Origin of the sequence: Mariniflexile soesokkakense, assembly GCF_039650365.1 — a bacterium.
GTDB lineage: Bacteria > Bacteroidota > Bacteroidia > Flavobacteriales > Flavobacteriaceae > Mariniflexile > Mariniflexile soesokkakense.
In genome coordinates this window covers 303,863-328,855 of record NZ_JAZHYP010000002.1, presented here as the reverse complement: position 1 = coordinate 328,855, position 24,993 = coordinate 303,863, and the positions used below count along the sequence as shown (strand labels likewise).

The window sequence follows — 24,993 nt, the reverse complement described above, 5'->3', positions numbered from 1 at the left end:
TTATTTTATATAGTTACAGTTTTTCTTTCTTTATTACTTTTTATAGCGGCTTCAATAACTTTGATAACCAACATACCATCTTTGGCTGATACTGGCACAGGCTTTTTATTTCTAATGGCTTCATAAATACCATCATAATACGTCATGTAATTTCCCTGTAAAGTTGGAATATGTTCTTTAATTATTTTTCCATCCTTTTCGGTGTGTAGTAAACCTTTTTCAGAATTTGGTTCTGTACCCCAGTTTTCGGTATTTGGTTTTTTGCCTGCTTGCAGTTCTTTTTCTTGAACATCGGCTTTGGTTTTTGTAAACGAACCTTTAGTGCCGTGTAGAATATTTCCAGGTAGAGGTTCGCGAACATAATAGCTGGATTTTAGAATGACACGGTGTGAAGGGTAGAATAATTTCACATCAAAATAATCACCCACTTTTGAATTTGGTCTGTATGAATCTAAATCGGCATTTATAGATTGTGGCATACCAAACAATTGCAAGGCTTGGTCTATTAAGTGGGAGCCTAAATCGTATAAGCTTCCTACGCCTAATGTTGGTGTTTCTTTATGTGCTTTGTAACTTAAAACGGGGTCAAAACGGTCGTAATGAAATTCTGCTTCTACTATATCTCCTAACAATCCTTCATTTAAAACTTTTTGCACGGTTTTAAAATCACTGTCGTAACGCCTGTTATGATAAACAGAAATCAATACATTTTTATCTTTTGCTAATTGAATCAATTCTTCAGCTTCCGTTTCCGTTACAGTAAAAGGTTTTTCTATTACTAAATGTTTACCTGCGTTTATGGTTTTTTTTGAAAAATCGAAGTGTGTCACATTAGGGGTGTTAACAACTACAAGTTCAATGTTATTATCGGCTAACATATCATCTAAAGAACGAAATGTTTTAATGGAAGGATAGTGTTGCTGTGCTTCATTTTTTGTTCGCTCAAAAACACCATATAAATTAAATTGTGGGTTTACTGAAATAAAAGGCGCATGAAATACATGACCGCTCATGCCATATGAACATAAAGCCGTATTGATTGGTTGCATAAAAGTTTTTTCAAGTTTTGTTAAAAGTATAAATAAATTTAAGTCCTATTAGCTGAAGGTTTAATATCGGTTAAACTGGCTATTTTAATTGGGGCGCCAGATTCGATGCTTTTTCTCGCGGCAATACCTATAATTGCAGACATAACACCGTCTCTACTACCTGCTGCTCTTTCGTAAGGATCTTTTTCGTTTGGTGTTTTAAATATTTTATCGTGCAAACGCTTATCGCCACCACCATGACCTCCTCTTTCGGTTGGTACTAAAACGGTATCAAAGTTTTTCCATAATTTGTGAACAATTATTGATTCTGAATTGGCTTCTTCTAAAGCATTTTGTTCCATTTCTTTAGCATGCATTTCTGCCTGACTAATTTCTGTTTTTTTGTTGTACGGAATGTCTAAGGCGGCTTCAATTCTGCCTTCGGTACCATTAAAAGCCAATCTCCAGCCTTCAAATGGCGAGTAGGTCGTTAAGGAATAATTTACAGTTACCTGATTGGCGTATTGAATTTGAGCCGACATTTTATCATAAATATCAATGTTTTCTCTAAACAAGCAATTGTCTCTTATATAACCATCGTGCTTTTCATTAGCTACATATAATTCCATCATACGTTTGTCTTTTGTAATGTCGTAATGAAAAGCGCAATCCTTTTTATGATCACAGGTTCTACAATTATCACCTCTGAATGGGCCGTTAGAACCATAAAAATTTAAGTCGCCATAGGCATAAACTTCACTAGGGTCTGAATCGATCCACCAATTTAAAAGATCGAAATGATGGGTTGATTTATGTACCCAAAGCGAATTGCTATGTTCTTTTTCACCATGCCATCTTCTAAAGTAAGATGCTCCGTGGTGGGTGTTTAAATACCAATGAAAATCAACCGATGTAATTTTGCCAATAGTATTGTTCGCTAATAATTCTTTAATTTTTGTACTGTAAGGGCTCCATCTGTAATTAAAGCCAACAATGAGGTTTTTGCCCGATTTTTTTTCGGCATTTAATATAGCTTGTGCTTTAGTTTCATCTGTAGTTAAAGGCTTTTCGGTAAGTACATCAAAGCCAGATTCCAGCCCTTTAATAATAAATTCGTGGTGTACAGCATCTACCGTAGTTACTATTATTAAATCAGGTTTGGTTTTTTTTGTAAGAGCATCAAAATCAACAGATGTTGGGCAATTAACACCAATGTATTTTTTTGCATACTCTAATCGCCCTGGGTTTATATCGCAAAGCCCAACAAATTCTAGAATATCAGAGTACTCATCTACCAATCGTTTCCCCCAAAAACTGGTGCCTCGAACCCCTGTTCCTACTAAAACTATTCTAAGTTTTTTTGAAGTTTCAAAATTAAATGCACTCATAGGAAATGCACTATATGCTGCTAACATGCTTACGGATGTTAGAAAATTACGTCTCGAATTTTTCATTTTTTTTGAAGATTTAACGGTTATTTAGTTTTGTGCTTACAATGTAAGGAAAAAGATAATAATTTCAAGAATGACTTCAAAATTTTAGATATATAGTTACATAAATATATCAATACGGAAAAATTATACTAGGATAATATTAATGAGTTTACTTTTTATATTTACCGGGACTAATACCTATGCGCTGAGAAAAAGTAGATGTAAAATGCTGTAAAGAAGAAAAACCACAGGCAAATGCAATGTCAGACATATTCATATCATTATCGTTTTTAATTAAATCAATTGCTTTTTCAATTTTTAGATTTATAATAAAACTATTTGGAGGATACCCAGTGTGTTTTTTTACTTCGTAAGTAAACTTGGTTTTGCCCATGCCAAACATGTATGCTAAATCGTCAATAATCCATTTTTTGTTTATATCGTTAGTAACAATTTGGGTTAATTTAATAATGAAATTGTCTTCTTCCTGAATTTTTTGTTCTCTAAGCGATAGGTGCCTATGTAGGTCAATAAATAGATTTTCAATAATGTTGCCAACCATAATTTCAAATCCTTTGTCTTGGTTTAGTAATTCTTTCTGTAGTTCGATAAAGTACTTTTTGAAAATTTTGGCTTTTTCAATAACTATGGCGTTTTCTTTGGTTATCATGGTTCCCAGTTTTCTCTGGAATTTTTCAGACAATTTTGTCCATGGCCCTAAATTTAAAGGTGTTTCAATATCGTAGGCGTCAGGTTTAATTACAATCCAGTTTATTTGTCCAATATCCATTTTTCCGGTAGGACTCCCGTTAAGTTGCCAAGGGGCAGTTACTGATAGATTATCGGGTAAAAGCTCAATTTCATTACCATCTACAGACCATTTATATTTGCCGCTATTTACAAAATGTATTTCAATACCATCATTTAAATGGGGCAGCATGCTTTCGTCCATTCTAACTTTAGAAAATTTCATGCTACCAAACTGCCTGATATAAGGGAAGTGTTTTAATGGCCCTAAATTATCTTGATGCCACCAAATACCTTGATTCCCTATTTTTTTTTTCTTTTCAAACATATCAGGGTTTGTCGAGTTTTCCATCATAAAGTATTATAATTTAGGTTAAATGAATTAACTAAAAGTTGAATTTTAATATTTAAAAAATCATTTATAAAATTGACCATCGCTTAAAAATAACATTGTTTTATTATCAAAATATGAATATTAGCTACCAATTAATAATAGTTTGAATCTGTAATGCTTAATTTTAGTGAAAATGCCAACTAAAACTGTTGTTACCGATTAGAATTGTATTGAACTATTGTGATGCTAAATTATTAATTCTTTATTTTATAAAGATTGAAAATAAAATAAAATTCAAAGTTCTGTTTTTTTGAACAAAAAACAAAAAGGTAATGACTTGTGAATTAGAGCATTAAAGATGATAAATGAAGACATATACTCATAACAGTTACAGGTTAATAATAGTTTTACTATTTATAATTATTTCTTTTTCATGCCATGCCATTGAAATATGGGTAAGCAGTAAAGGAAATGATTATAATTCTGGCACCAAAGAAAATCCTTTGGCTACGCTAAATATGGCTTTAAGAAAAGCCCGAGACCTACGCCGATTGAAGGACCCTTTGGTAGAAAATGGCATTCGTATTATTTTAATGGATGGTGTTTTTTATTTGGACGAACCTGTTTTTATTCGACCAGAAGATTCAGGAACAACAGAAAGTCCAACAATTATTGAAGCTTATGATAATGCAAAACCTATTTTAAGCGGTGGGTTACAGGTTGAAAATTGGAAAAAAGCTGATGTGCTACATGGTTTAAAATCAGGAATGCTTTGGGTAGCTAATGCTCCAAAAAAAGCAGGAAGTATTATTGATTTTAGGCAGTTGTGGGTTAACGGAAAAAAAGCAGTAAGAGCAAAAAGCACATCTGGTGATAAAATGGATAGAATTTTATCGTGGGATAAAACATCACAAACCTGCTGGATTCCTTTTAATGATAAGTCGGTTACATTTCAACCAGGTATGGAAATGCTTATTCAGCAATGGTGGGCGATAGCTAATTTAAGAATTAAAGATATAGAAGTAAAAGGAGATAGTGCAAAAGTTTATTTTGAACAGCCTGAAAGCCGCATACAAAGTGAGCACCCTTGGCCGGCTCCCTGGATTTCTAAAAAAACAGGCAATTCACCTTTTTTTTTAAATAATGCGATATCACTATTAGATGAACCAGGGGAGTGGTATTTAGATAAAGAAAATTCTAAAATTTATTATTACCCGAGAGAAGGAGAAGATTTGGCATCTGCTAAAGTGATGATTCCAGTTTTAGAAAGTTTATTAGAAATAAAAGGAACTATTGATGCGCCTGTGCAGCATGTGTATTTAAAAGGTATTTCTTTTGAATACAGTAATTGGTTGAGACCATCGCAACAAGGGCATGTGCCTTTGCAGGCTGGTATGTATATGTTAGATGCGTACAAACTAAAAACACCTGGGACACCTGATAAGGCTGGTTTAGAAAACCAAGCGTGGATAGGGAGACCAAGAGCATCTGTTACCGTTAATTATGCAAACCATATTCAATTTCAAGAATGCGCTTTTCAGCATTTGTCATCAACAGGATTAGATTTGTATAAAGGCACCAATAATAACTTGGTTCAAGGGAATTTGTTTAAAGATATTGGTGGTAGTGCCATTAACTTAGGAGTGTTTTCAGATGAAGCTTTTGAAACACATTTGCCCTACAATCCAAAAGATGAAAGGGAAATTTGTACAAACGAAACCATTGTAGATAATTTAATAACAGATGTTGCCAATGAAGATTGGGGAACTGTTGGTATCAGTGCAGGGTTTGTTAAAAATATAACCATTACACATAACGAGATTTCCGATGTGTCGTACACAGGTATAGGCTTAGGTTGGGGTTGGACAAAAACCAAAAACGCTATGATGGGCAATAAGGTTGTAGCTAATAAAATTCATCATTACGGAAAGCGTTTGTACGATACGGCTGGTATTTATACTCTGTCGGCACAACCAGGAAGTAGTATTGAAGAAAATTACGTTTATGATATTTACCAAAGTCCGTATCCACACGATCCTTACCACTGGTTTTATTTGTATACAGATGAGGGTTCTTCATATTTCAGCGTAAAAAACAATTGGGTTCCTGCCGAAAAATTTCTTCAAAATGCCAACGGACCCGATAATGTTTGGCAAAACAACAATGCTTTTGTAGGTGAAACTATAAAACAAAATGCGGGCATTAGGGAACCGTATCAATATTTAGAAAAGGAAGTTGTTGTAGATGCCAATTGGACTTTACAGGAAATACCACATTTTGCTGCTGTAGAGTTGGTTGGTAAAGGTTTTGATGAAGCTAAAATTACAGCAATAGCTAAAGCTAATGGTGTTATTGATACCCAATTATACCAATGGAAAAATCACATGGTTTTATATGGAAAACTAAACCATATTGAGCATTTAAAAAGTCAATTGGCTTTAGAATATCCAAAGGCAGAAATTAAAACATACAATACGCCAGTTTACAATTTTAGCAAGTTTGAAAGATGTGAAAACTTAGAATTGGCTTCAGAATGGGAACATATTGTTTTAACCGCTAATTTGGTAGAAGATGTAAAACTTCAACAAGAATATTTGGATTATCATAAAACACAATTTGAAGCATGGCCAGAAGTGGCTCAAGGCTTTTGTAATGCTGATTTTCAACAATTACAAGTGTTTAAAAATGAACGTCAATTGATGTTGATTATAAGTATCCCTAAAGGAAAAAGTTTAGATGAACTGAATCCAAAAACAACCGAAAACAATCCGCGTGCAAACGATTGGAATGCACTCATGAAAAAATATCAAACAGGCATAAAAGGAACAAAACGAAATGAAACCTGGGTATTTTTAAATAAGTTGGATAGTAATTAACCACTATTATCTAAACTAAAAAACCGATTATAACTAATGAAACAAACCAACCATCAATTTTTCGATTTTCTAGATTTTAATACCGATTTATCCTTAGAAGAAGGTGTTTCTAGACTTTGGAAAGCCTGCAACCCAATTGATATTTCTCAAAATGGACAGGGCGTGGTGTTAACAGTGCCATTTCAATGTCAATTGCTATCAAATGAAATTGCGCCAGATACATCTATTTCGAGAAAAAACCATAAAGTTTTTTTACGGGCTTTTGGTGAAAAAATATTGAGAGTAAGTGTTGGTTTTGACAAAGAAATTTTAGAATCATCGCCCATGTTAGAAATGGCTGATGATGTTCAAGAAATGACTTTGAAGATTGAAAAATCATCAAGTAAATGGGTAGTTAAAGACAATAATGGTGTTTTACGTGCGGTTTTTGATTTGTCAACACCAGAAATAGACCATTGGAGCGACTTATTGCCAGAGCCTGAAGAATCTATGAAAGCCACGTTTTATCCAGATGGGAAAAAGGCTATAACGGTTAGCGCTTACGACCAGTTTTTTCCAGGTCGAATGGATGCCATGTGTTTGTCGTTTGTAGAAACCCATGGGGCGCCAAGTAAAGTATCAATATCGTTTCATGCAAAACCAGACGAAAAGTTTGTAGGTACTGGGGAACGTTTCAGTAAAATGGATTTATCTGGGAATACCTTCCAGTTAAAAAATCAAGATGGGCAAGGGGTAAATAATAAAAGAACTTATAAAAACATTCCGTTTTATTTATCGAGTGAACTATATGGTATGTTTTTGCATACCTCTACCTATTGTAAATTTTCAATGGCCGATTTTTCTACAAGATCGGTACAATTGTTAGTAGAAGAACCTGTTTTAGATGTGTTTTTAATAGGCGAAGATTCCCCTGAAAAAATCATCTATCAATATAAGAAGTTAACAGGTTTTCCAACGGTACCACCACTTTGGACTTATGGTGTTTGGATGAGTAGAATGACTTATTTTTCTGAAGAAGAAGTTAATGAGATTTGCGATAGGTTAAGAACAGAAGATTACCCATGTGATGTGATTCATTTAGATACAGGATGGTTTAAAACCGACTGGCTTTGCGAATGGAAATTTAATTCTGAACGTTTTCCAGATCCAACGCGGTTTGTGTCCAATTTAAAGAAAAACGGTTATCGGGTGAGCTTATGGCAAATGCCATATATTTCCGAAGAAGCAGAGCAATATGAAGAGGCTAAGGCTAATAATTATATTGGAACTTTAAATGGTGATATTATACAAGGAGGTTCCAATTTTAGTAATTTAGACTACGCAGGAACCATCGATTTTACATACCCAAAGGCGGTAGAATGGTACAAGGATTTATTGAGAGAGCTTTTAGATATGGGTGTTGCTTGTATTAAAACCGATTTTGGAGAAGAGATTCATTTAGATGCGAATTACCACAACATGACTCCAGAGTCACTCAATAATTTATATGCCTTATTATACCAAAAAGCAGCTTTTGAAGTAACTAAAGAAGTTACGGGCGATGGCATAGTTTGGGCAAGAGCAGGTTGGGCAGGTTGCCAACGCTATCCAATTCATTGGGGTGGTGATGCGGCAGCTTCTTGGGATGGAATGGCAGGTTCCTTAAAAGGGGGGCTGCATTTAGGCTTGTCGGGTTTTGGTTTTTGGAGTCACGATGTGCCAGGGTTTCATGGCGTGCCTAATTTTATGAATTCCGTAATTCCAGATGATTTGTATGTGCGTTGGACCCAATTTGGAGTATTTACCTCTCACATTCGTTATCACGGTACTTCAAAAAGAGAACCGTATTACTACCCAAATATAGCCTCAACAATTAGGAAATGGTGGAAATTGCGTTATGCACTATTGCCTTATATTTTACAAGAAAGCAAAAAAACAGTGTCAACAGGTTTTCCTGTGTTAAGAGCTTTATTAATGCAGCATCCACAAGATAGAATGTGTTGGCATATAGACGATCAATATTATTTTGGAGCCGATTTTTTAGTGGCACCCATGATGAATTCTGAAAACAAAAGAGATGTTTATTTACCAGAGGGTAGTTGGGTTAACTTTTTTACAGGCGAAAAAACGGCTGGTGATAAATGGTTAAGACATATTGAAGTTCCTATGGAAGACATGCCGGTTTGGGTAAAAGAAGGTGCTGAAATTCCTATTTATCCTGAGGCAGTTAATTGTACAGACGATATGGACTTAAAAAAGTCTGTAAACATTAAAATTGATACAAACTTCAGAGGCATTTGGACGTATTTGGATTTTATATAATAGATAAACAAAAAACAAAATAACAATTTAAAAAATAGAAAAGATGAGTGCAGTTTTAACCAACGAACAATTAAATCAGTTTCAGGAAGATGGTTTTTGCATTGTGAAAAATGTAATACCACAAGAACTAATTGAGAGATTAAGAGGCGAGTGCCAAAGATTTATAAAAGAGAAAGATGATGAAATGGACAGAAAAGGGGTTGAGGTTGATGAAATAAACCACAAAGGAAAAAGATACTTTATCGCTTTGCGTTACAAAGATAGCAAAACCATGCAAGACCTTATTTTTGGTAAAGAAATGGAGCAAATTACGCGTAAAATTTTAGGAGACGATGTATTTTTGTTTTTAGAGCAGTATGTGGTAAAAGCAGCTTCTAAAGAAGCAATGACTTTCTCTTGGCATCAAGATTCTGGATATTTAGATTTTGAACACAAACCCTATTTGTCTATTTGGTGTCCTTTAGATGATGTTACTGAAGAGAACGGAACCGTATATTTATTGCCTTACAAAGAAGCTGGCGTAAAAGACAGAATAGATCATGTACTACAAGAAGGAACAAACGATAAAATTGGATATTTTGGTGATAACCCTGGTGTGCCAGCGGTCTTAGATGCCGGCGATGTAGCATTATTCTCAAGTACATGTTTTCATAGAAGTGGGGCTAATAAAACAAATAAATCGAGACGCGTGTTGTTAATTCAATATTCAGCAGAGCCTATTTTGAAAAGTACAGGAGAACCACTTTATTGGGCAGAACCATTTGTGAAAGCAGGAGAAAATGTTAACGCTTATGTGTAATATGTTTCAAATAAAAATAGCGTATGCTTTTTTTGCATGTTAAACAAACCAACTAACCAACTAATTTAATAGACATTAAATAACAAATGAACATATACGACCAATTAGATTTTCTTGATTTTGCTGTAGTAGGCATGTACTTACTAATATTAATAGGAATTGGCGCGTGGATTAGCATTAGAAATAAAAGACCTGCCGACGAAAACTACTTTCTAGCAGGAAACTCTTTAAATTGGACCAGTATTGGGTTTAATATGTGGGGTACCAATGTGGGACCTTCTATGTTAATAGCATCAGCAAGTATAGGGTATTCTACGGGTATTGTTGCTGGGAATTTTTCATGGTATGCTTTCATTTTTATATTTTTATTAGCGATAGTATTCGCACCTCGATATTTAGGAGCCAGAGTACAGACCTTGCCCGAATTTATGGGAAAACGTTTTGGAAATTCTACTCAAAATATATTAGCGTGGTACACTATTGTAACCGTTTTATTAAGCTGGTTGTCCTTAACATTATTTGCAGGCGGTATTTTAATTCAGCAAATACTTAATTTACCTATGTGGCTATCAGTAGTTATATTACTGCTAATTGCAGGGTTTTTTACCATGGCTGGTGGACTTAAAACTATTGCTTATACCAATGTTATTCAAATGGTATTATTAATAATAGTGTCATTTTCGTTAATGTGGGTTGGTTTAGATAAAGTTGGGGGTGTTAGTGCTTTAATTGAAAAAACACCGTCTAATTATTGGAATCTGTTTTTACCTAGTGATGATGCCAATTACCCTTGGACTGCTATATTGTTGGGATATCCTATTATGGGTGTTTGGTTTTGGTGTACAGACCAATCTATGGTACAATCGGTATTGGGCGCTAAAAGTGTAAAGCAAGGTCAATTAGGTGCTAACTTTACAGGTTGGCTTAAAATTATTGATGTACCATTATTCATATTACCAGGTATCATGTGCTTTATACTGTTTCCCAATTTAACCAATCCAGATGAAGCTTATATGACTATGGTAACCGAGTTATTTCCAACAGGGATGAAAGGTTTGGTTATGGCGGTTCTTATCGCTGCATTAGTAAGTACCATTGATTCTGCCTTAAATGCGCTGAGTACGGTATTTACTATGGATATCTTTGTGAAGAAATTCCAGCCAGACGCGAGTCAGAAGAAGATTGTTAAAGTAGGACATTTAGTGACTGTTTCAGGAGCTATCATTTCCATTTTCATTACTATGGCAATAGATAGTATTAAAGGACTTAATTTATTCGATGTGTTTCAATCGGTATTAGGTTTTATAGCACCACCTATGTCGGTTGTGTTTTTGTTTGGCGTTCTTTGGAAAAAAACAACCACAAAAGCAGCTAATAGTATTTTGATTTTTGGAACTTTACTTAGCTTAACGGTAGGTGTCTTGTATCTTTGGGTATTTCCAAACAACCCTAGTGCGGGTGTTAAAATTTGGCCTCATTTTTTATTATTGTCCTTTTATATTTTCGTATTCCTATCCTTTGTGATAGTGATTGTTTCGTATTTAGATAAGCAAAGTAATCCGTATAAAAGCACTTTAGATTACAGTACATTAACCAAAGTGTCACCAAAAGTTAAGATACTTTGGGGGGCACTTATTTTTACAATGATAGCACTGTATCTGTTTTTTAACGGACATTAAAATAATTGTAATTCAGCAAAATAATTCAGCATGATAAAAAACACAAACGATGGTAGTAATAATCCACCATCTTTACGTATTGATATTAATTATGGCACTTGTGAAGATTTGCCTTCATTTTCTAAAGGACCGAAAGAAAGTGATAGAGAAAAGCATCAGGCTATTGCAAAAGCAGGTTTTGGAGGAATTCAAGATGGCGACCCAGAACTTTGTAAAGAATTTAATTTACAATTAACAGCTCATGCTCGTGTAAATAAAGTGGGCGATTTAAAAGATTTACTACCTTTATGGAAATCGTTAAATTATAACTGTGCAACGGTGCATTTGGGTTGGGGTATGGAATCCGATTTAGAAATGGATGCTTTGGTTAATTATATAAAAGAAAGTTCAGAAGCGTTCGATATTCCTATTTATATTGAAACCCATCGTGCTACTATTACACAAGATTTATTTAGAACTGTTGAGTTAATAAAACGGTTTCCTGAAGTGCGTTTCAATGGTGATTTTTCGCATTGGTACACAGGTCAGGAAATGGTTTATGGAGGTATAGAAAATAAATGGGATTTTATTCAACCTGTTTTTGATAGGGTTCGATTTTTGCATGGTCGTATAGGTAATCCGGGTTGTATTCAAGTAGATGTAATCGATAGCAAAAACATAAGTTATGTCGAACATTTTAAAAACATGTGGACACGTTCCTTTATAGGGTTTTTAAAATCGGCAAAACCAGGGGATTATATCTGTTTTACGGTGGAGTTATTGAAAGCCGAAATTTTTTATGCCAGAACTCTTGTTTCATCTGATGGAAGCGAACAAGAAGAAGGCGACCGTTGGCAACAAGCTTTATTGTACAAAGAAATCATTCAACAATGTTGGGAAGATGCTAAAAGACAATTAAACTAATTTATTCCAATTATAATGAGTAATAAAATATCAATCACTGTATTCAAATTTTTTGCATGTATGCTATTGTTTTCTTCTTGGTCCATTTCAGCACAAGAAGAGAAAAGCGAAGCCACATGGATTTGGTATCCGGGAGATTTCGAAGTGTGGTTGAGCAATGAAATGCAAGTAAGGCGTACAGAACGTGAAGCTGTATTTCCGCCACTTTGGCAATATTACAGTCCTTATGCTTTGGTTACCTTTCAAACAGAAGTTGATATTCCTGAGGCTGATGAAGTGAAAATTCATTCGGAGGGGCCATTTCAATTATTGGTAGATGGTGTTCAAATTTACGGGCAACCAAAATCAATTTCAATACCGTCTGGGAAACACAAAATTTCTTTTAAAGTGTTCAATCAAGAAGTCTTGCCAGCTATTTATATAGATGGAAAGTATATTAAATCAGGTAAAAATTGGATAGTAACCAACGAGGATAAACTATGGATAGATGAAGCAGGAAAAGCTCAACAATCCGGTACACCTTGGATGCCCGTTGGCTCTTGGAATTTTAATTCATCGGAGAATAAACCTTCAGAATTCAGACTTGCAACTGAACCTTGGAATGCCAAAAAAACAGAAAAAATTGGCAATGGTGAGTTGGTAGATTTTGGAAAAGAAACCTTTGGTTATGTCAAAATTCATGGTTTAAAAGGAAAAGGCAAATTAGCACTGTATTATGGTGAATCCCGTGAAGAAGCCTTAGATTCTGCCAAGTGTGAAACCTTAGATTATCTTCATTTTGATGGGAAGCAATCAGAAACCTACACACACAATAAATCCAAAGCATTCAGATACGTTCAAGTACAAGCAGATGCTACAGTGCAATACGATTCCATATCGATGCTTTATGAATATTTGCCATTGGAATATCGTGGCGCATTTAAATCTTCAGATGACTTATTGAATCAAATTTGGGATGTATCCGCATACACTATGCATTTAACCTCACGCGAGTTCTTTATCGATGGTATTAAACGCGATCGTTGGGTTTGGTCTGGAGATGCTTATCAAAGTTATTTAATGAATTATTATTTGTTTTATGATTCGGAGTCTGTAGAACGAACATTGTTGGCGCTTCGCGGCAAAGAGCCAGTGACTGCGCACATCAATATCATTATGGATTATTCACTTTACTGGTTTGTGGGTATTTACGATTACTATTTGTATACGGGCGATACCAAATTCATAGAAACATTTTATCCGAGAATGAAATCACTCATGGAATTTTGCTTAGGCAGAAGAAATGACAATGGTTTTTTAGAACCATTAGAAGGCGATTGGGTGTTTATAGATTGGGCAGATGGTTTGCCAAAAACTGGCGAGGTGAGTTTTGAACAAATGTTATTGGCAAGAAGCTTAGAAGCCATGGCAGTTAGTGCGGAAATTGCAGGTGAAACTGGAGACCAAAAGAATTATCAAAAATTAGCAGATGATTTAAAAGCGAAATTGTTTGATGTATTTTGGGATGAAAAAGAAAATGTCATGAAGCACCAGCGTATCGATGGTAAAATGCAAGACATCGTTACTAGATACGCAAATATGTTCGGTATCTTTTTCAATTATTTTAATGAAGAACAAAAGCAAAGTGTAAAAAATAAGGTGTTGCTTAATGATGATATTCTACAAATAACCACACCATACATGCGTTTTTACGAGTTGGAAGCCCTTTGTGCCATTGGCGAACAAGAATTTGTTTTAGATGAAATTCGCGATTATTGGGGTGGTATGTTAGACCATGGAGCAACCTCTTTTTGGGAAAAATACGACCCAAAACAAAGTGGAAATGAACATCTAGAAATGTATGGCAGACCTTACGGAAAAAGTCTTTGTCATGCTTGGGGAGCCAGCCCAATTTACCTTTTTGGAAAATATTATTTGGGAGTAAAACCTACATCGGCAGGTTATAAAACCTACGAAGTAACTCCTAATTTAGGTGGTTTAAAATGGATGGAAGGCAAAGTGCCAACACCAAATGGGGAAGTTTCAATTTATTGTAGTACAAACGTAATTAAAATAAAGGCTTCAGAAGGTGAAGGAACTTTAATAATCAACAGTAAAAGCAAACCTTCAACAAAAACAGGAACTATAACAGCATTAGGTAAAAGTAAATATCAATTAATAATAAAACCTAATACGCCATATTCAATCAAATATAAAGCACTATAAATTTTTATAATGAGCAAGTTTATTAATAAACTCTTTTACTTTTTAGTTGTTACAGGTTTTTCTGTGATGGCTCAAAACACAGAAATTCAATATTTATCGGGTACAGGTTACCAAGACACTAAAGTGTGGGAATTTAAAATTTCCGACGGAAGAAAAAGTGGCGAATGGTCCACCATCAATGTCCCATCCGTTTGGGAACAAGAAGGTTTTGGTAAGTATCAATACGGTATCCGTTTCTACGGAAAACCATTTCCCGAAGGTATTGCCGATGAAGTGGGCGAGTACAAATACAAGTTTACCGTTCCAAAATCATGGGAAAACAAACGGGTAAAAATTGTTTTCGATGGTTCTATGACCGATACCAAAGTACGTATCAATGGGCGTTCAACGAGCGATGATGAACACCAAGGGGCTTTTTATCGTTTTAAATATGAAATCACCGATTTGTTGAAATTTGGAAAAGAAAATGTATTGGATGTTACTGTGAGTAAAGAATCAAAAAACGCCAGTGTTAATTTAGCTGAAAGACGTGCCGATTACTGGAACTTTGGCGGTATTTTCCGCCCCGTATTTTTAGAAGCGTTACCAGCAAGCCATATCGATTATACCTCATTAAGAGCAGAAGCTGATGGAACGTTTGAAGCGAATATTTTTTTAGGAAACGGTGCGCTTAATTTAAGGGCTGAGGCTACTGTTTTTGATGAAAAAGGAAACAAAATTGGCGAAACTTTACAAGGTTTCATTATTGGTGGCGGAGATAAAATCCACTTATCAGGCAACTTTAAAAATGTAAAACAATGGACAGCCGAAACGCCTAATTTATACAAAGTAGGCATCAAACTTTTTAAAGATAAAACGCTTTTACACGAAATTACGGAAACCATCGGTTTTAGAACTATTGAAATTAGAAAAGGCGATGGTATTTATGTCAATGGCCAACGTGTGTTGATGAAAGGGGTGAACCGCCATAGTTTCTGGCCAGAATCTGGACGTACTTTGAACAAAGAATTAAATTACGCCGATGTACGTTTGATTAAAGAAATGAACATGAACGCTGTACGTTTATCGCATTATCCGCCAGACCCCGATTTCCTAAAAGCATGTGATGAATTGGGTCTTTATGTGATGGATGAATTGGGCGGATGGCACGGTCATTACGATGATGCAGTTGGAAAAAAATTGGTAAAAGAAATGGTAACGCGCGATTTAAATCACCCAAGTATTATTTTTTGGTCCAATGGAAATGAAGGCGGTTGGAATACCAATTTAGATAACCAATTTGATATTTGGGATTTACAAAAACGTCCGGTTTTGCACCCCCAGCAAGAGCATAATGGTGTTGAAACGATGCATTACCGTTCTTATGGGGAGACTTTAGAATATTTTAGAGACGATAATATTTTTATGCCTACCGAGTACCTTCATGGATTGTACGATGGTGGTCATGGTGCTGGTTTTGATGATTATTGGGAAGTCATGAGAAAACATCCAAGAAGTGGCGGCGGTTACCTTTGGGTTTTTGCCGATGAAGGTATTGCACGTACCGACCAAGATGGAAAAATAGACAATCAAGGCAATTACGGTGCCGATGGTATTGTAGGGCCACATCACGAAAAAGAAGGTAGTTTTTTTACGGTGAAAGAGGTTTGGTCTCCAATAATGATTATGAATCCGTCAAAATTAGAAAAAGATTTTAATGGAGTTTTTAAAATTGAAAACCGTTATGATTTTACTAATACAGAGAGGTGTAAGTTTGAATGGGAATTAGTAAAATTCATCTCACCTTTAAAAGGGAAATCAGACCGTAAAGCGATAAGTAAAGGAACGGTTAAAGCTCCAAGTATTTCACCTCATAGTAAAGGAGAATTAAATATAAACCTACCAAATAATTGGCAAGATGCCGATGTGTTGTATGTGAAAGTAACCAATGAAAACGGGCATGAATTATGGACTTGGGATTATACTTGGGATAAGCCAACAGAAATAAAGCAAACTGTATTAGGAACTATTGATTTAAAAGAAACAGCAGAAAGTTTTACAGTTACAGCAAACAAAACCATTGTTAAAATTGATAAAGCTTCAGGGAAATTAGTAGAGGTTCAACAAGATGGAAAAATCATCAGTTTAGCTAACGGACCAAAAATAATGATGGCACGCCGTGGTGATAGAACATTAGACGGTACCGTAAATCCTGAGTTTTTAAAAGGTGAAGACCGTATTTATAAAGAGTTTTCTTGCTGGGATGAAGAAGTGAATTGTTCAGAAAATTTATTGAATATATCAGCTAAAAAAGTAAATGGCTCTGTAATTATTGAAGCCAATTATCACGGTATTCTCCAAAAAGTAGTTTGGACGATTGACGCCGATGGATTGATTCAGTTAGATTATGAATATGAATATAATGGTGTGGTAGATTTAGCTGGCGTATATTTTGAGTACCCGGAAGATAAAATGCAATCCAAAAAATGGTTGGGCGATGGGCCTTATCGTGTTTGGCAAAACCGTTTAAAAGGAACCACTTTAGGTATTTGGGAAAACGATTATAACGACCCGATTCCTGGAGAATCCTTCAACTATCCAGAATTTAAAGGGTATTTCAATAATTGGAAATGGGCAGAGTTTAAAACTGCCGAAGGTGAAATCTATATTGAAAATGTAGATACTAATACCTATTTAGGCGTGTATGCTCCAAGGGATGGTCGTGATGCGTTATTGTACACGATTCCTAATACAGGAATTGCAGTGTTAGATGTTATTCCACCAGCAAGAAATAAGGTTAACGCTACCGATTTAATTGGACCTTCATCACAACCAAAATGGTTAAACGGGCTTCAAAAAAGAAGTATTTATTTAAAGTTCTCTAAATAATTGAGTCATGTTTAAATTCAAAATAAAAACATTTCAACAAGCTATTTTACTAGTTTTTGGTTTGGCCATTATAATGTCTTGTGGTTCTGGTAAATTGAAAAAACGAGAGATTACAGACTCCGTAATGAAAGAGATTTACAACGAAATTAAAACACCTTATAAATATGGGTTGGTAATGGTTCCCACCGATAATTCATATAAAATGGACTGTCCAAGTGTTTTCAAAAAAGATGGTAAATGGTATATGACCTACTTGATTTTTGAAGGTCGCGGTTACGAAACATGGTTGGCTGAAAGTGATGATTTGTTAAACTGGAAACATTTAGGGAAGGTCATGTCGTTTTCAAAAGATACTACAGAGTGGGACGTCAACCAAAAAGCAGGGTACATCGCTTTACAAGACCCAACTTGGGGAGGTTCTTATAAGTGGGAATCATACGATGATAAATATTGGATGAGCTATTTTGGAGGAAATACCACAGGTTATGAAGCGGGAATTTTATCCATGGGAATGGCTTATACAGACGAGTTACCAACTACGCCACACGAATTTAAACGCTTGGCAGAACCTGTTTTAAGACCAAACGATGATAAAGCCAAATGGTGGGATAACAGTACCATGTACAAAAGTTCGGTAATCAGGGATGTTGATAAAGAAACAGGACATGAGTTTATCATGTATTACAATGCAAGAGGTGATAGTATCAACCCGGGTCGAGGAGCAGAACGGATTGCTATGGCAGTTTCAAACGATATGCGAAATTGGAAACGCTATGGCGATAAACCTTTAATTAATCATCATAAAGGCATTTCTGGCGATGCATATATTCAAAGAATTAATGATACTTGGGTGATGTTTTATTTTGGAGCATTTTGGACTGGTTGGGATCAAGGTGCCTTTAACCGATTTGCGGTATCTAATGATTTAATTCACTGGAAAGATTGGGAAGGTGATGATTTAATTCAGTCTTCAGAATCTTATGATGATATGTTTGCACACAAATCCTTCGTTGTAAAGGACAATGGTATTGTATATCATTTTTATTGCGCTGTAAATAAAAAGCAACAGCGTGGTATTGCCGTGGCAACGTCCAAAGATATAGGTAAAAGTAATTTGCATTTTGTAAAATTAGATGATGAAAAAAAATAGCATTCTTATATTTTTATTAATTAGTAGTTGCTGGGTTTTAAAAGCGCAAACAGTTAGTGGCGAACCTGCTGGAATACCAGAAACGCCTAAAAAATATAGTTTTGCACCTTGGGAAGACCCTTTAATTACTAGTATTAATCGTCAGCCCGCCAGAGCAACAGCTTATTCTTATAAAACAGTTGAAGATGCTCTGGAAGGCAATCGAGAAAAAAGCCGATTGTTGATGCTTAATGGTGCATGGAATTTTAAATATTCGGTAAATTTAGACCGCGCACCAAAAGATTTCTATAAAACGGAAGTTGAAGGTTGGGATAAAATTGAAGTCCCGTCCAATTGGGAACTAAAAGGCTACGATATTCCTATTTACAAAAGTGCGGTATATCCGTTTCGCCCTATTAATCCACCGTTTGTTCCTAAAGACACCAATGGTATTGGCTCGTATCAGCACAAATTTAAAGTTCCAAGTGACTGGAAAGACATGACGGTTACGCTTCATTTTGGTGCGGTAAGTTCTGCGTTTCAAGTATGGTTAAATGGCGATTTTGTGGGTTATGGAGAGGATAGTTTTTTGCCTTCAGAATTTAATATTTCACCATATTTGAAAGAAGGAGAAAACGTATTGTCGGTTCAGGTGATACGTTATAGTGATGGTGCTTATTTGGAAGACCAAGACCATTGGCGCATGAGTGGCATTCAGCGTGAAGTGTTTGTTATGGCAGAACCAAAATTGCGAATTCAAGATTTTTTCTATCAAACAAAATTGGATAAAAATTATGAAGATGCGGTGTTCCAATTACGTCCGAAACTAGAAAATCTAACAGGTGATATTGTGAAAAATGCCTCGTTTGAATTTCAATTGTACAACGATAAAAATGAAGCGCTTTTTAAAAAACCTATCGATACCTTGGCATTGGAAATTATTAATGAAAGCTATCCGCGGTTAGATAATGTGCGTTTTGGTTTCTTCGAAAAAACGATTGAAATTCCTAAAAAGTGGTGTTCAGAAGAACCTAATTTGTACACTTTGGTGATGACTTTAAAGGATGAAAGCGGCAATATTTCCGAAGTAAAATCATGTAAAGTAGGATTTCGTACTATTGAATTTTCAAAAGACAATGGCAAACTTTTAATTAACGGAAAAGAGACCTATGTGTATGGTGTGAATAGGCACGACCACCATCCAATTCGTGGAAAAGCCTTAACCAGACAAGATATTGAGGATGATGTTCGAACCATAAAACAATTTAATTTCAATACCATTAGAACCAGCCACTATCCAAACGACCCCTATTTTTATGAGTTATGCGACGCATATGGTATTATGGTGATGGATGAAGCCAATTTAGAAACTCATGGAATTGGTGGAAAACTAAGCAACGACACCCAATGGACACATGCCCATGTAGAGCGTATGAGCCGAATGGTTGAGCGAGATAAAAATCATCCAAGTGTTGTGTTTTGGAGTTTAGGAAACGAATCGGGTAAAGGCCCTAACCATGCTGCAATGGCGGGTTGGGTGCGCGATTTTGATATTACCAGACCTGTGCATTATGAACCCGCTCAGGGCAACCCAAGATTGGATGGGTATATTGATGAAAGAGACCCAAGATACCCTAAAACGGTTGACCATTCCCACCGTTTTGAAAATCCTCAAGATGAGCCTTATGTAGATATGGTGAGTCGTTTTTATCCAGGGGTGTTTACCCCTCAGTTTTTGGTTGATAACAAAGCGGACACGCGACCAATTTTGTTTGTGGAGTATTCACATTCTATGGGGAATTCAACAGGAAACTTAAAAGAATTGTGGGATGAGTTTAGAAGATTACCAAGAATTATAGGTGGCTGTATTTGGGATTATAAAGACCAAGGTTTGTTGAAAATAGATAAAAAAACAGGTCAGGAATTTTATGCGTATGGGGGTGATTTTGGCGAAGTTCGTCATGATGGTAACTTTTGTATAAATGGTATTGTAGCTTCAGACGGTAGACCAAAAGCTGCTATGTACGAGAATAAATGGGTGTATCAACCTGTTACTTGTAGTTTGGAAAATTTTCAAATGACAATTAAAAATCGTCAAGCAACAAAATCGTTAGAAAGTTATATGCCTGTTTTGCAAATTCTTGAAAATGGAAATGTTATTAAGGAAGTAATTTTGAAACCTTTCAAACTTGAAGCAGGAAATGAAACGACTTTCAATATAAAAGAATATCTGCCTAAAATGAAACCTGATGCTGAGTATTTTGTTAGTATCAAATTTCAACTTTCAAATGATGAATTATGGGCTAAAAAAGGTTTTATAGTAGCTGAAGACCAATTTTTATTGAAGAAGAAACAATTAATTAATTATGAAGCTTCAATTTTTAAAAAAGAACTTTCAATTTCTGAAAATGAGGGGCAATTTGAAATTAGTGGTAGTGATTTCAAAATAAAATTTAATAAAAATAATGGAGCTTTAAATTCTTACACTTTCAATAATAATGAGCAAATTTTTTCACCTTTGCTACCAAACTTTACACGTCCATTAACCGATAATGATAAGAAAGGTTGGAAACCAAATAAAGTTTTAAAACAGTGGTATGAAGCGAAACCTAAGATGAAGTCCTTTCATAATTTGAAGTTAGAAAGTAATATTTTAATTCATACGGTTTATGAGGTGATTAAAGATAGTTCTGATGTCATTGTTGAGTATCTCATAAGACCAGATGGAGTCATTGAAGTAGCTTATGGTTTAATAGTTTTAAAAGATTTACCAAACATCCCGAAAGTAGGGATGCAAATGGGTATTAAAAACGATTTCAAACAAATATCATGGTATGGAAAAGGTGAGTTGGAAAACTATATAGATAGAAATCATGGGTTTCCTATTGAACGTTATTCGCTTCCTTTGGATGAATTTACAGAACCTTATGTGATGCCGCAAGAAAACGGTAACCGAACCGATGTGCGATGGATGAGTTTTTCTACCCAAAACAAAAACGAAGGTTTGTTAGTGGTGAGTAAAAACCAACCACTTAGTATGAGTGTTTGGCCCTATACACAGGAAAATATCAATGAAGCAAAACATACTTACGATTTAAAAGAAGCGGGTTATTTAACTGTAAACATCGATTTAATCCAAATGGGAATTGGAGGTAATGATAGTTGGTCACCAGTAGCTGCGCCTTTAGAAAAGTATCAAATTCCATCTAAAAATTATGAGTACAGTTTTTATTTAGTACCCTTTAAAGCATCAACGGAAGCATTAAATGAAACACTAAAAAAAATCGGTTATTAAATGAAAATCTTTATAAAATACGGGTTACTTACTGTGTTCTTATTGGGAATGTTTTCCTGTAAAGAATCCCAAGAAATTAGCGCGTCCTATTTTGAACCTACTCAAGAAAGTGCACAACCTTGGGTATATTGGTATTGGATGAAAAGTGCCTATTCCAAAGAAGGCATTACCGCCGATTTAGAGGCCATGAAACAAGCAGGCATTCGAGGTGCCTACTTAATGACGATAAAAGGACCGACGGATCCGCCATTAATTGACCCGCCTGTTTTGCAATTAAGTAAAGAATTTTGGGATTTGGTACATTGGGCATTAACAGAAGCCGATAGACTGGGTTTAAAAATTGCTTTCCATCCTGCAGATGGTTTTGCAGTTGCTGGTGGGCCTTGGATAACTCCTGAAATGTCTATGCAAAAAGTGGTTTGGGCAGATACTATTGTTTCTGAAAACAGTACTAAAAAATTACAACTACCCGTTCCGAATCATTATAAAACGTATTACAAAGATATTGCTACGTATGCCATTCCTGTTAAAGAAGCTTATAAAACTACCGTAGAAATTCAACCTAAAATAACCACATCAATTGATGAAGAAGCTGTTTTTTTAAGTAATAACTCCAAAGAGCAAACCCAATTTAGATTAAATGAAGTGGGCTGGATTCAATATGAGTTTAAACAGCCATTTACCTGTAAATCCATTAAAATTGAAACAAAAGGAAACAACTATCAAGCACACCGATTATTGGTTGAGGTTAGTGATGATGGTAAAAATTTTAAATCTTTAGGTAGGTTAGAAGCACCTCGCCATGGTTGGCAAGATACCGATGCGTTTTATACCCATACTATCATACCAACTACGTCAAAATATTTTCGATTTGTTTACAATCCAGAAGGAACAGAACCTGGAGCTGAGGATTTAGATTCGGCAAAATGGAACCAAGGTTTGAAAGTCACAAAAATCATCCTATCAAACGAACCTTTAATTGATAATTATCAAGGTAAATCGGGTGCGGTTTGGCGTGTAAGTTCGCAATCAACAGAGACTCAAATTAGTGATGAAGATTGTGTCAACACCTCTAAAATGCTTAATATTTCTGAATTTGTTGATGCTAATGGTGTCTTAAATTGGGAGGCTCCAAAAGGCACTTGGCGTATCATGCGTTTTGGGCACACATCAACAGGTCATGAAAATGCCACAGGCGGTGCAGGTAAAGGGTTGGAAGTTGATAAATTTAATCCAGTAGCGATTCGTTTTCAGCTAGATCATTGGTTTGGTGAAATGCTACGAGTAGCAGGACCCGATTTGGCCTTTAAAGTGGTAGAAGTTTTACACATGGACAGTTGGGAATGTGGTAGCCAAAACTGGTCGCCCGTTTTTAGAGATGAATTCAAAAAGCGTCACGGTTATGATATTTTAGATTATTTACCTGTGATGGCGGGTATTCCAATAAGTGATGTGCAAACGTCTGAAAATGTTTTATACGATGTTAGAAAAACCATTTCCGAATTAATCGCAGATAATTTCTTCGGCACTTTGGCAGATGAAGCAAAAAAAGCTGGTGTAAAATTTAGTTCAGAAAACGTAGCACCAACCATGACAAGTGATGCGTTGCTGCATTTTAAATATATTGATTACCCAAGTGGTGAATTTTGGTTTAGAAGCCCCACGCACGATAAACCTTTTGATATGCTGGATGCTATTTCTGGTGGAAATATTTACGGGAAAGATATCATTCAAGCCGAAGCCTTTACACAACTGCGAATGGATTGGGACGAGCATCCAGGAAACCTAAAAACATTGGCTGATAGAAATTATGCTTTAGGTATTAACCGATTGTTTTATCATGTTTTTGTGCATAATCCATGGCTAGACAGAAAACCTGGAATGACTTTAGACCCTATTGGAACATTTTTTCAACGCGACCAAACTTGGTGGAAACCCGGAAAAGCTTTTTTTGATTATTGCCAACGCGTGCAGTTTCAATTACAAAAAGGACATCCAGTGATTGATTTGGCGGTTTTTACAGGTGAAGATATTCCGTCAAGGTCGGTATTACCAGATAGATTGGTGCCATTTATTCCAAATGTTTTTGGAGCAGAAAAAGTAGCTTCAGAAAAAGCACGTTTAGAAAATATAGGACAACCATCGGAAAACATGCCCAAAGAGGTAAGATATTCCAAAAATAGCACCGATTTATCCGAATGGACTAACGCTTTAAACGGTTATAAATACACATCTTTCAATGCCGATGTCTTATTGAATGATGCCAAAGTAAAAAACGGTAAAGTGGTTTTTAGGGGCGGTATTGAATACAGTGCTTTACTGTTTCCAGGAAGCAGAAAACTTTCACCAAATAATATCATCTCGTTGGAAGTAACCCAAAAAATGCTGGCGTTGGTAAAAGAAGGCGCAACCATTTTAATTGCTGAAAAGCCAATAAAAATGACAGGTTTTTTATCTTCTTCTGAAAAAGAAAAATGGCAAAATATTATTGATGAATTATGGAATAATAATGGAAATTCTGAATGGAAATTAGGTAAAGGAACTGTTGTGAAACTACCATATTTAGACAAGACATTTGAAAAACTTGGGTTTACACCCGATGTGATAGTAGATAAAAGTCCGCAAACCATTGCTTGGACACATCGAAAACATACGGATAGTGATATTTACTTTTTATCAAATCAACTGCAAGAAAAAGTAAAGCGAACTTTGTCGTTTAGAATTGCTGGAAAAGTACCATATATGTACCATCCAATAAGTGGCTTGGAAACGGAAGTTGAAAATTGGAAGATTGAAAATGGTAGGACCATCATTCCATTACATTTTGATAAAAATGAATCGTTTTTCATTATTCTTAAAGAATCAACAAGTAAAAAGCCTTCTAACACAAAACAAAATTGGTCAGATTTTGAAATGGTCAAAACTCTAAGTGAAGATTGGACGCTACAGTTTGATAAAGCATTTAAGGGGCCTTCAAAACCGCTTCAAATCAATAAATTATTTGATTGGAGTACTTCTGAAAATGATAGTATTAAATACTATTCTGGAACTGTGAGTTATTTAAAAACCTTCGATTGGGACGAATTTGAAACAAAAGATTTGTGGTTAGATTTTGAAGAAATCAACAATATAGCTGAAGTCACTTTAAACGGAAAAAGTTGCGGCATCATTTGGACATTTCCCTACTGCGTAAATATTTCCGAAGCTATAAAAAAAGGAGAAAATAGGTTAGAAATAAAAGTAACCAATACATGGGCAAACCGATTGATGGGCGACCAAAAATTACCGGAAAAAGACCGTTTAACTTGGACAACCGCACCTTATAGATTAGAAGGAAATCCGTTACTAAAAGCAGGATTATTAGGCGATGTAATCATCAAACAAGAAATAAAGTAA

13 protein-coding genes are annotated in these 24,993 nt (G+C 35.4%); 10 read left to right on the top strand and 3 right to left on the bottom strand.

Annotated features, from left to right (window positions below):
* Nucleotides 1-5: 5 nt before the first annotated feature.
* From VP395_RS05395 to VP395_RS05385, 3 genes are all read right to left on the bottom strand, one after another.
* A complete protein-coding gene (locus VP395_RS05395) occupies nucleotides 6-1,049 on the bottom strand; it encodes a Gfo/Idh/MocA family oxidoreductase (protein ID WP_346240721.1) in 1,044 nt (347 codons plus the stop codon).
* 38 nt (nucleotides 1,050-1,087) lie between these two features.
* Nucleotides 1,088-2,482 carry a Gfo/Idh/MocA family oxidoreductase gene (locus VP395_RS05390; RefSeq protein WP_346240720.1) on the bottom strand — a complete coding sequence of 465 codons (1,395 nt, stop codon included), beginning with the start codon at nucleotides 2,480-2,482 and terminating at the stop codon, nucleotides 1,088-1,090.
* A 148-nt stretch (nucleotides 2,483-2,630) separates the two neighbouring features.
* Nucleotides 2,631-3,563: an AraC family transcriptional regulator gene (locus tag VP395_RS05385; protein WP_346240719.1), complete on the bottom strand. Its 933-nt coding sequence runs from the start codon at nucleotides 3,561-3,563 to the stop codon at nucleotides 2,631-2,633.
* 344 nt (nucleotides 3,564-3,907) lie between these two features.
* Between VP395_RS05385 and VP395_RS05380 the strand changes: the two genes are divergently transcribed.
* The 10 genes from VP395_RS05380 (at nucleotide 3,908) to VP395_RS05335 (ending at nucleotide 24,993) form a co-directional block, all read left to right on the top strand.
* Nucleotides 3,908-6,418, top strand: a complete 2,511-nt coding sequence (locus VP395_RS05380) for an L-rhamnose mutarotase (protein WP_346240718.1) — start codon at nucleotides 3,908-3,910, stop codon at nucleotides 6,416-6,418.
* 36 nt (nucleotides 6,419-6,454) lie between these two features.
* Nucleotides 6,455-8,719: a glycoside hydrolase family 31 protein gene (locus VP395_RS05375; protein WP_346240717.1), complete on the top strand. Its 2,265-nt coding sequence runs from the start codon at nucleotides 6,455-6,457 to the stop codon at nucleotides 8,717-8,719.
* Between the two features lie 43 nt (nucleotides 8,720-8,762).
* Nucleotides 8,763-9,518, top strand: coding sequence for a phytanoyl-CoA dioxygenase family protein (locus tag VP395_RS05370; RefSeq protein ID WP_346240716.1), 756 nt, complete (start codon nucleotides 8,763-8,765; stop codon nucleotides 9,516-9,518).
* Nucleotides 9,519-9,604: 86 nt separating this feature from the next.
* Nucleotides 9,605-11,197, top strand: a complete 1,593-nt coding sequence (locus tag VP395_RS05365; RefSeq protein WP_346240715.1) for a sodium:solute symporter — start codon at nucleotides 9,605-9,607, stop codon at nucleotides 11,195-11,197.
* Nucleotides 11,198-11,227: 30 nt separating this feature from the next.
* On the top strand, nucleotides 11,228-12,100 hold the full coding sequence (locus VP395_RS05360) for a hypothetical protein (protein WP_346240714.1): 873 nt from the start codon (nucleotides 11,228-11,230) through the stop codon (nucleotides 12,098-12,100).
* A gap of 15 nt (nucleotides 12,101-12,115) precedes the next feature.
* Nucleotides 12,116-14,305, top strand: a complete 2,190-nt coding sequence (locus VP395_RS05355) for an alpha-L-rhamnosidase-related protein (RefSeq protein ID WP_346240713.1) — start codon at nucleotides 12,116-12,118, stop codon at nucleotides 14,303-14,305.
* Between the two features lie 9 nt (nucleotides 14,306-14,314).
* Nucleotides 14,315-17,173 (top strand): glycoside hydrolase family 2 TIM barrel-domain containing protein, encoded by a 2,859-nt coding sequence (locus VP395_RS05350; RefSeq protein ID WP_346240712.1) that lies wholly within the window; start codon nucleotides 14,315-14,317, stop codon nucleotides 17,171-17,173.
* A gap of 7 nt (nucleotides 17,174-17,180) precedes the next feature.
* The gene (locus VP395_RS05345) at nucleotides 17,181-18,323 is read left to right on the top strand and encodes a glycoside hydrolase family protein (protein WP_346240711.1); all 1,143 of its coding nucleotides are present in this window, start codon (nucleotides 17,181-17,183) and stop codon (nucleotides 18,321-18,323) included.
* Nucleotides 18,307-21,597: a glycoside hydrolase family 2 TIM barrel-domain containing protein gene (locus VP395_RS05340; protein WP_346240710.1), complete on the top strand. Its 3,291-nt coding sequence runs from the start codon at nucleotides 18,307-18,309 to the stop codon at nucleotides 21,595-21,597. The genes VP395_RS05345 and VP395_RS05340 overlap by 17 nt, the downstream gene beginning before the upstream one ends.
* On the top strand, nucleotides 21,598-24,993 hold the full coding sequence (locus VP395_RS05335) for a glycosyl hydrolase (RefSeq protein WP_346240709.1): 3,396 nt from the start codon (nucleotides 21,598-21,600) through the stop codon (nucleotides 24,991-24,993).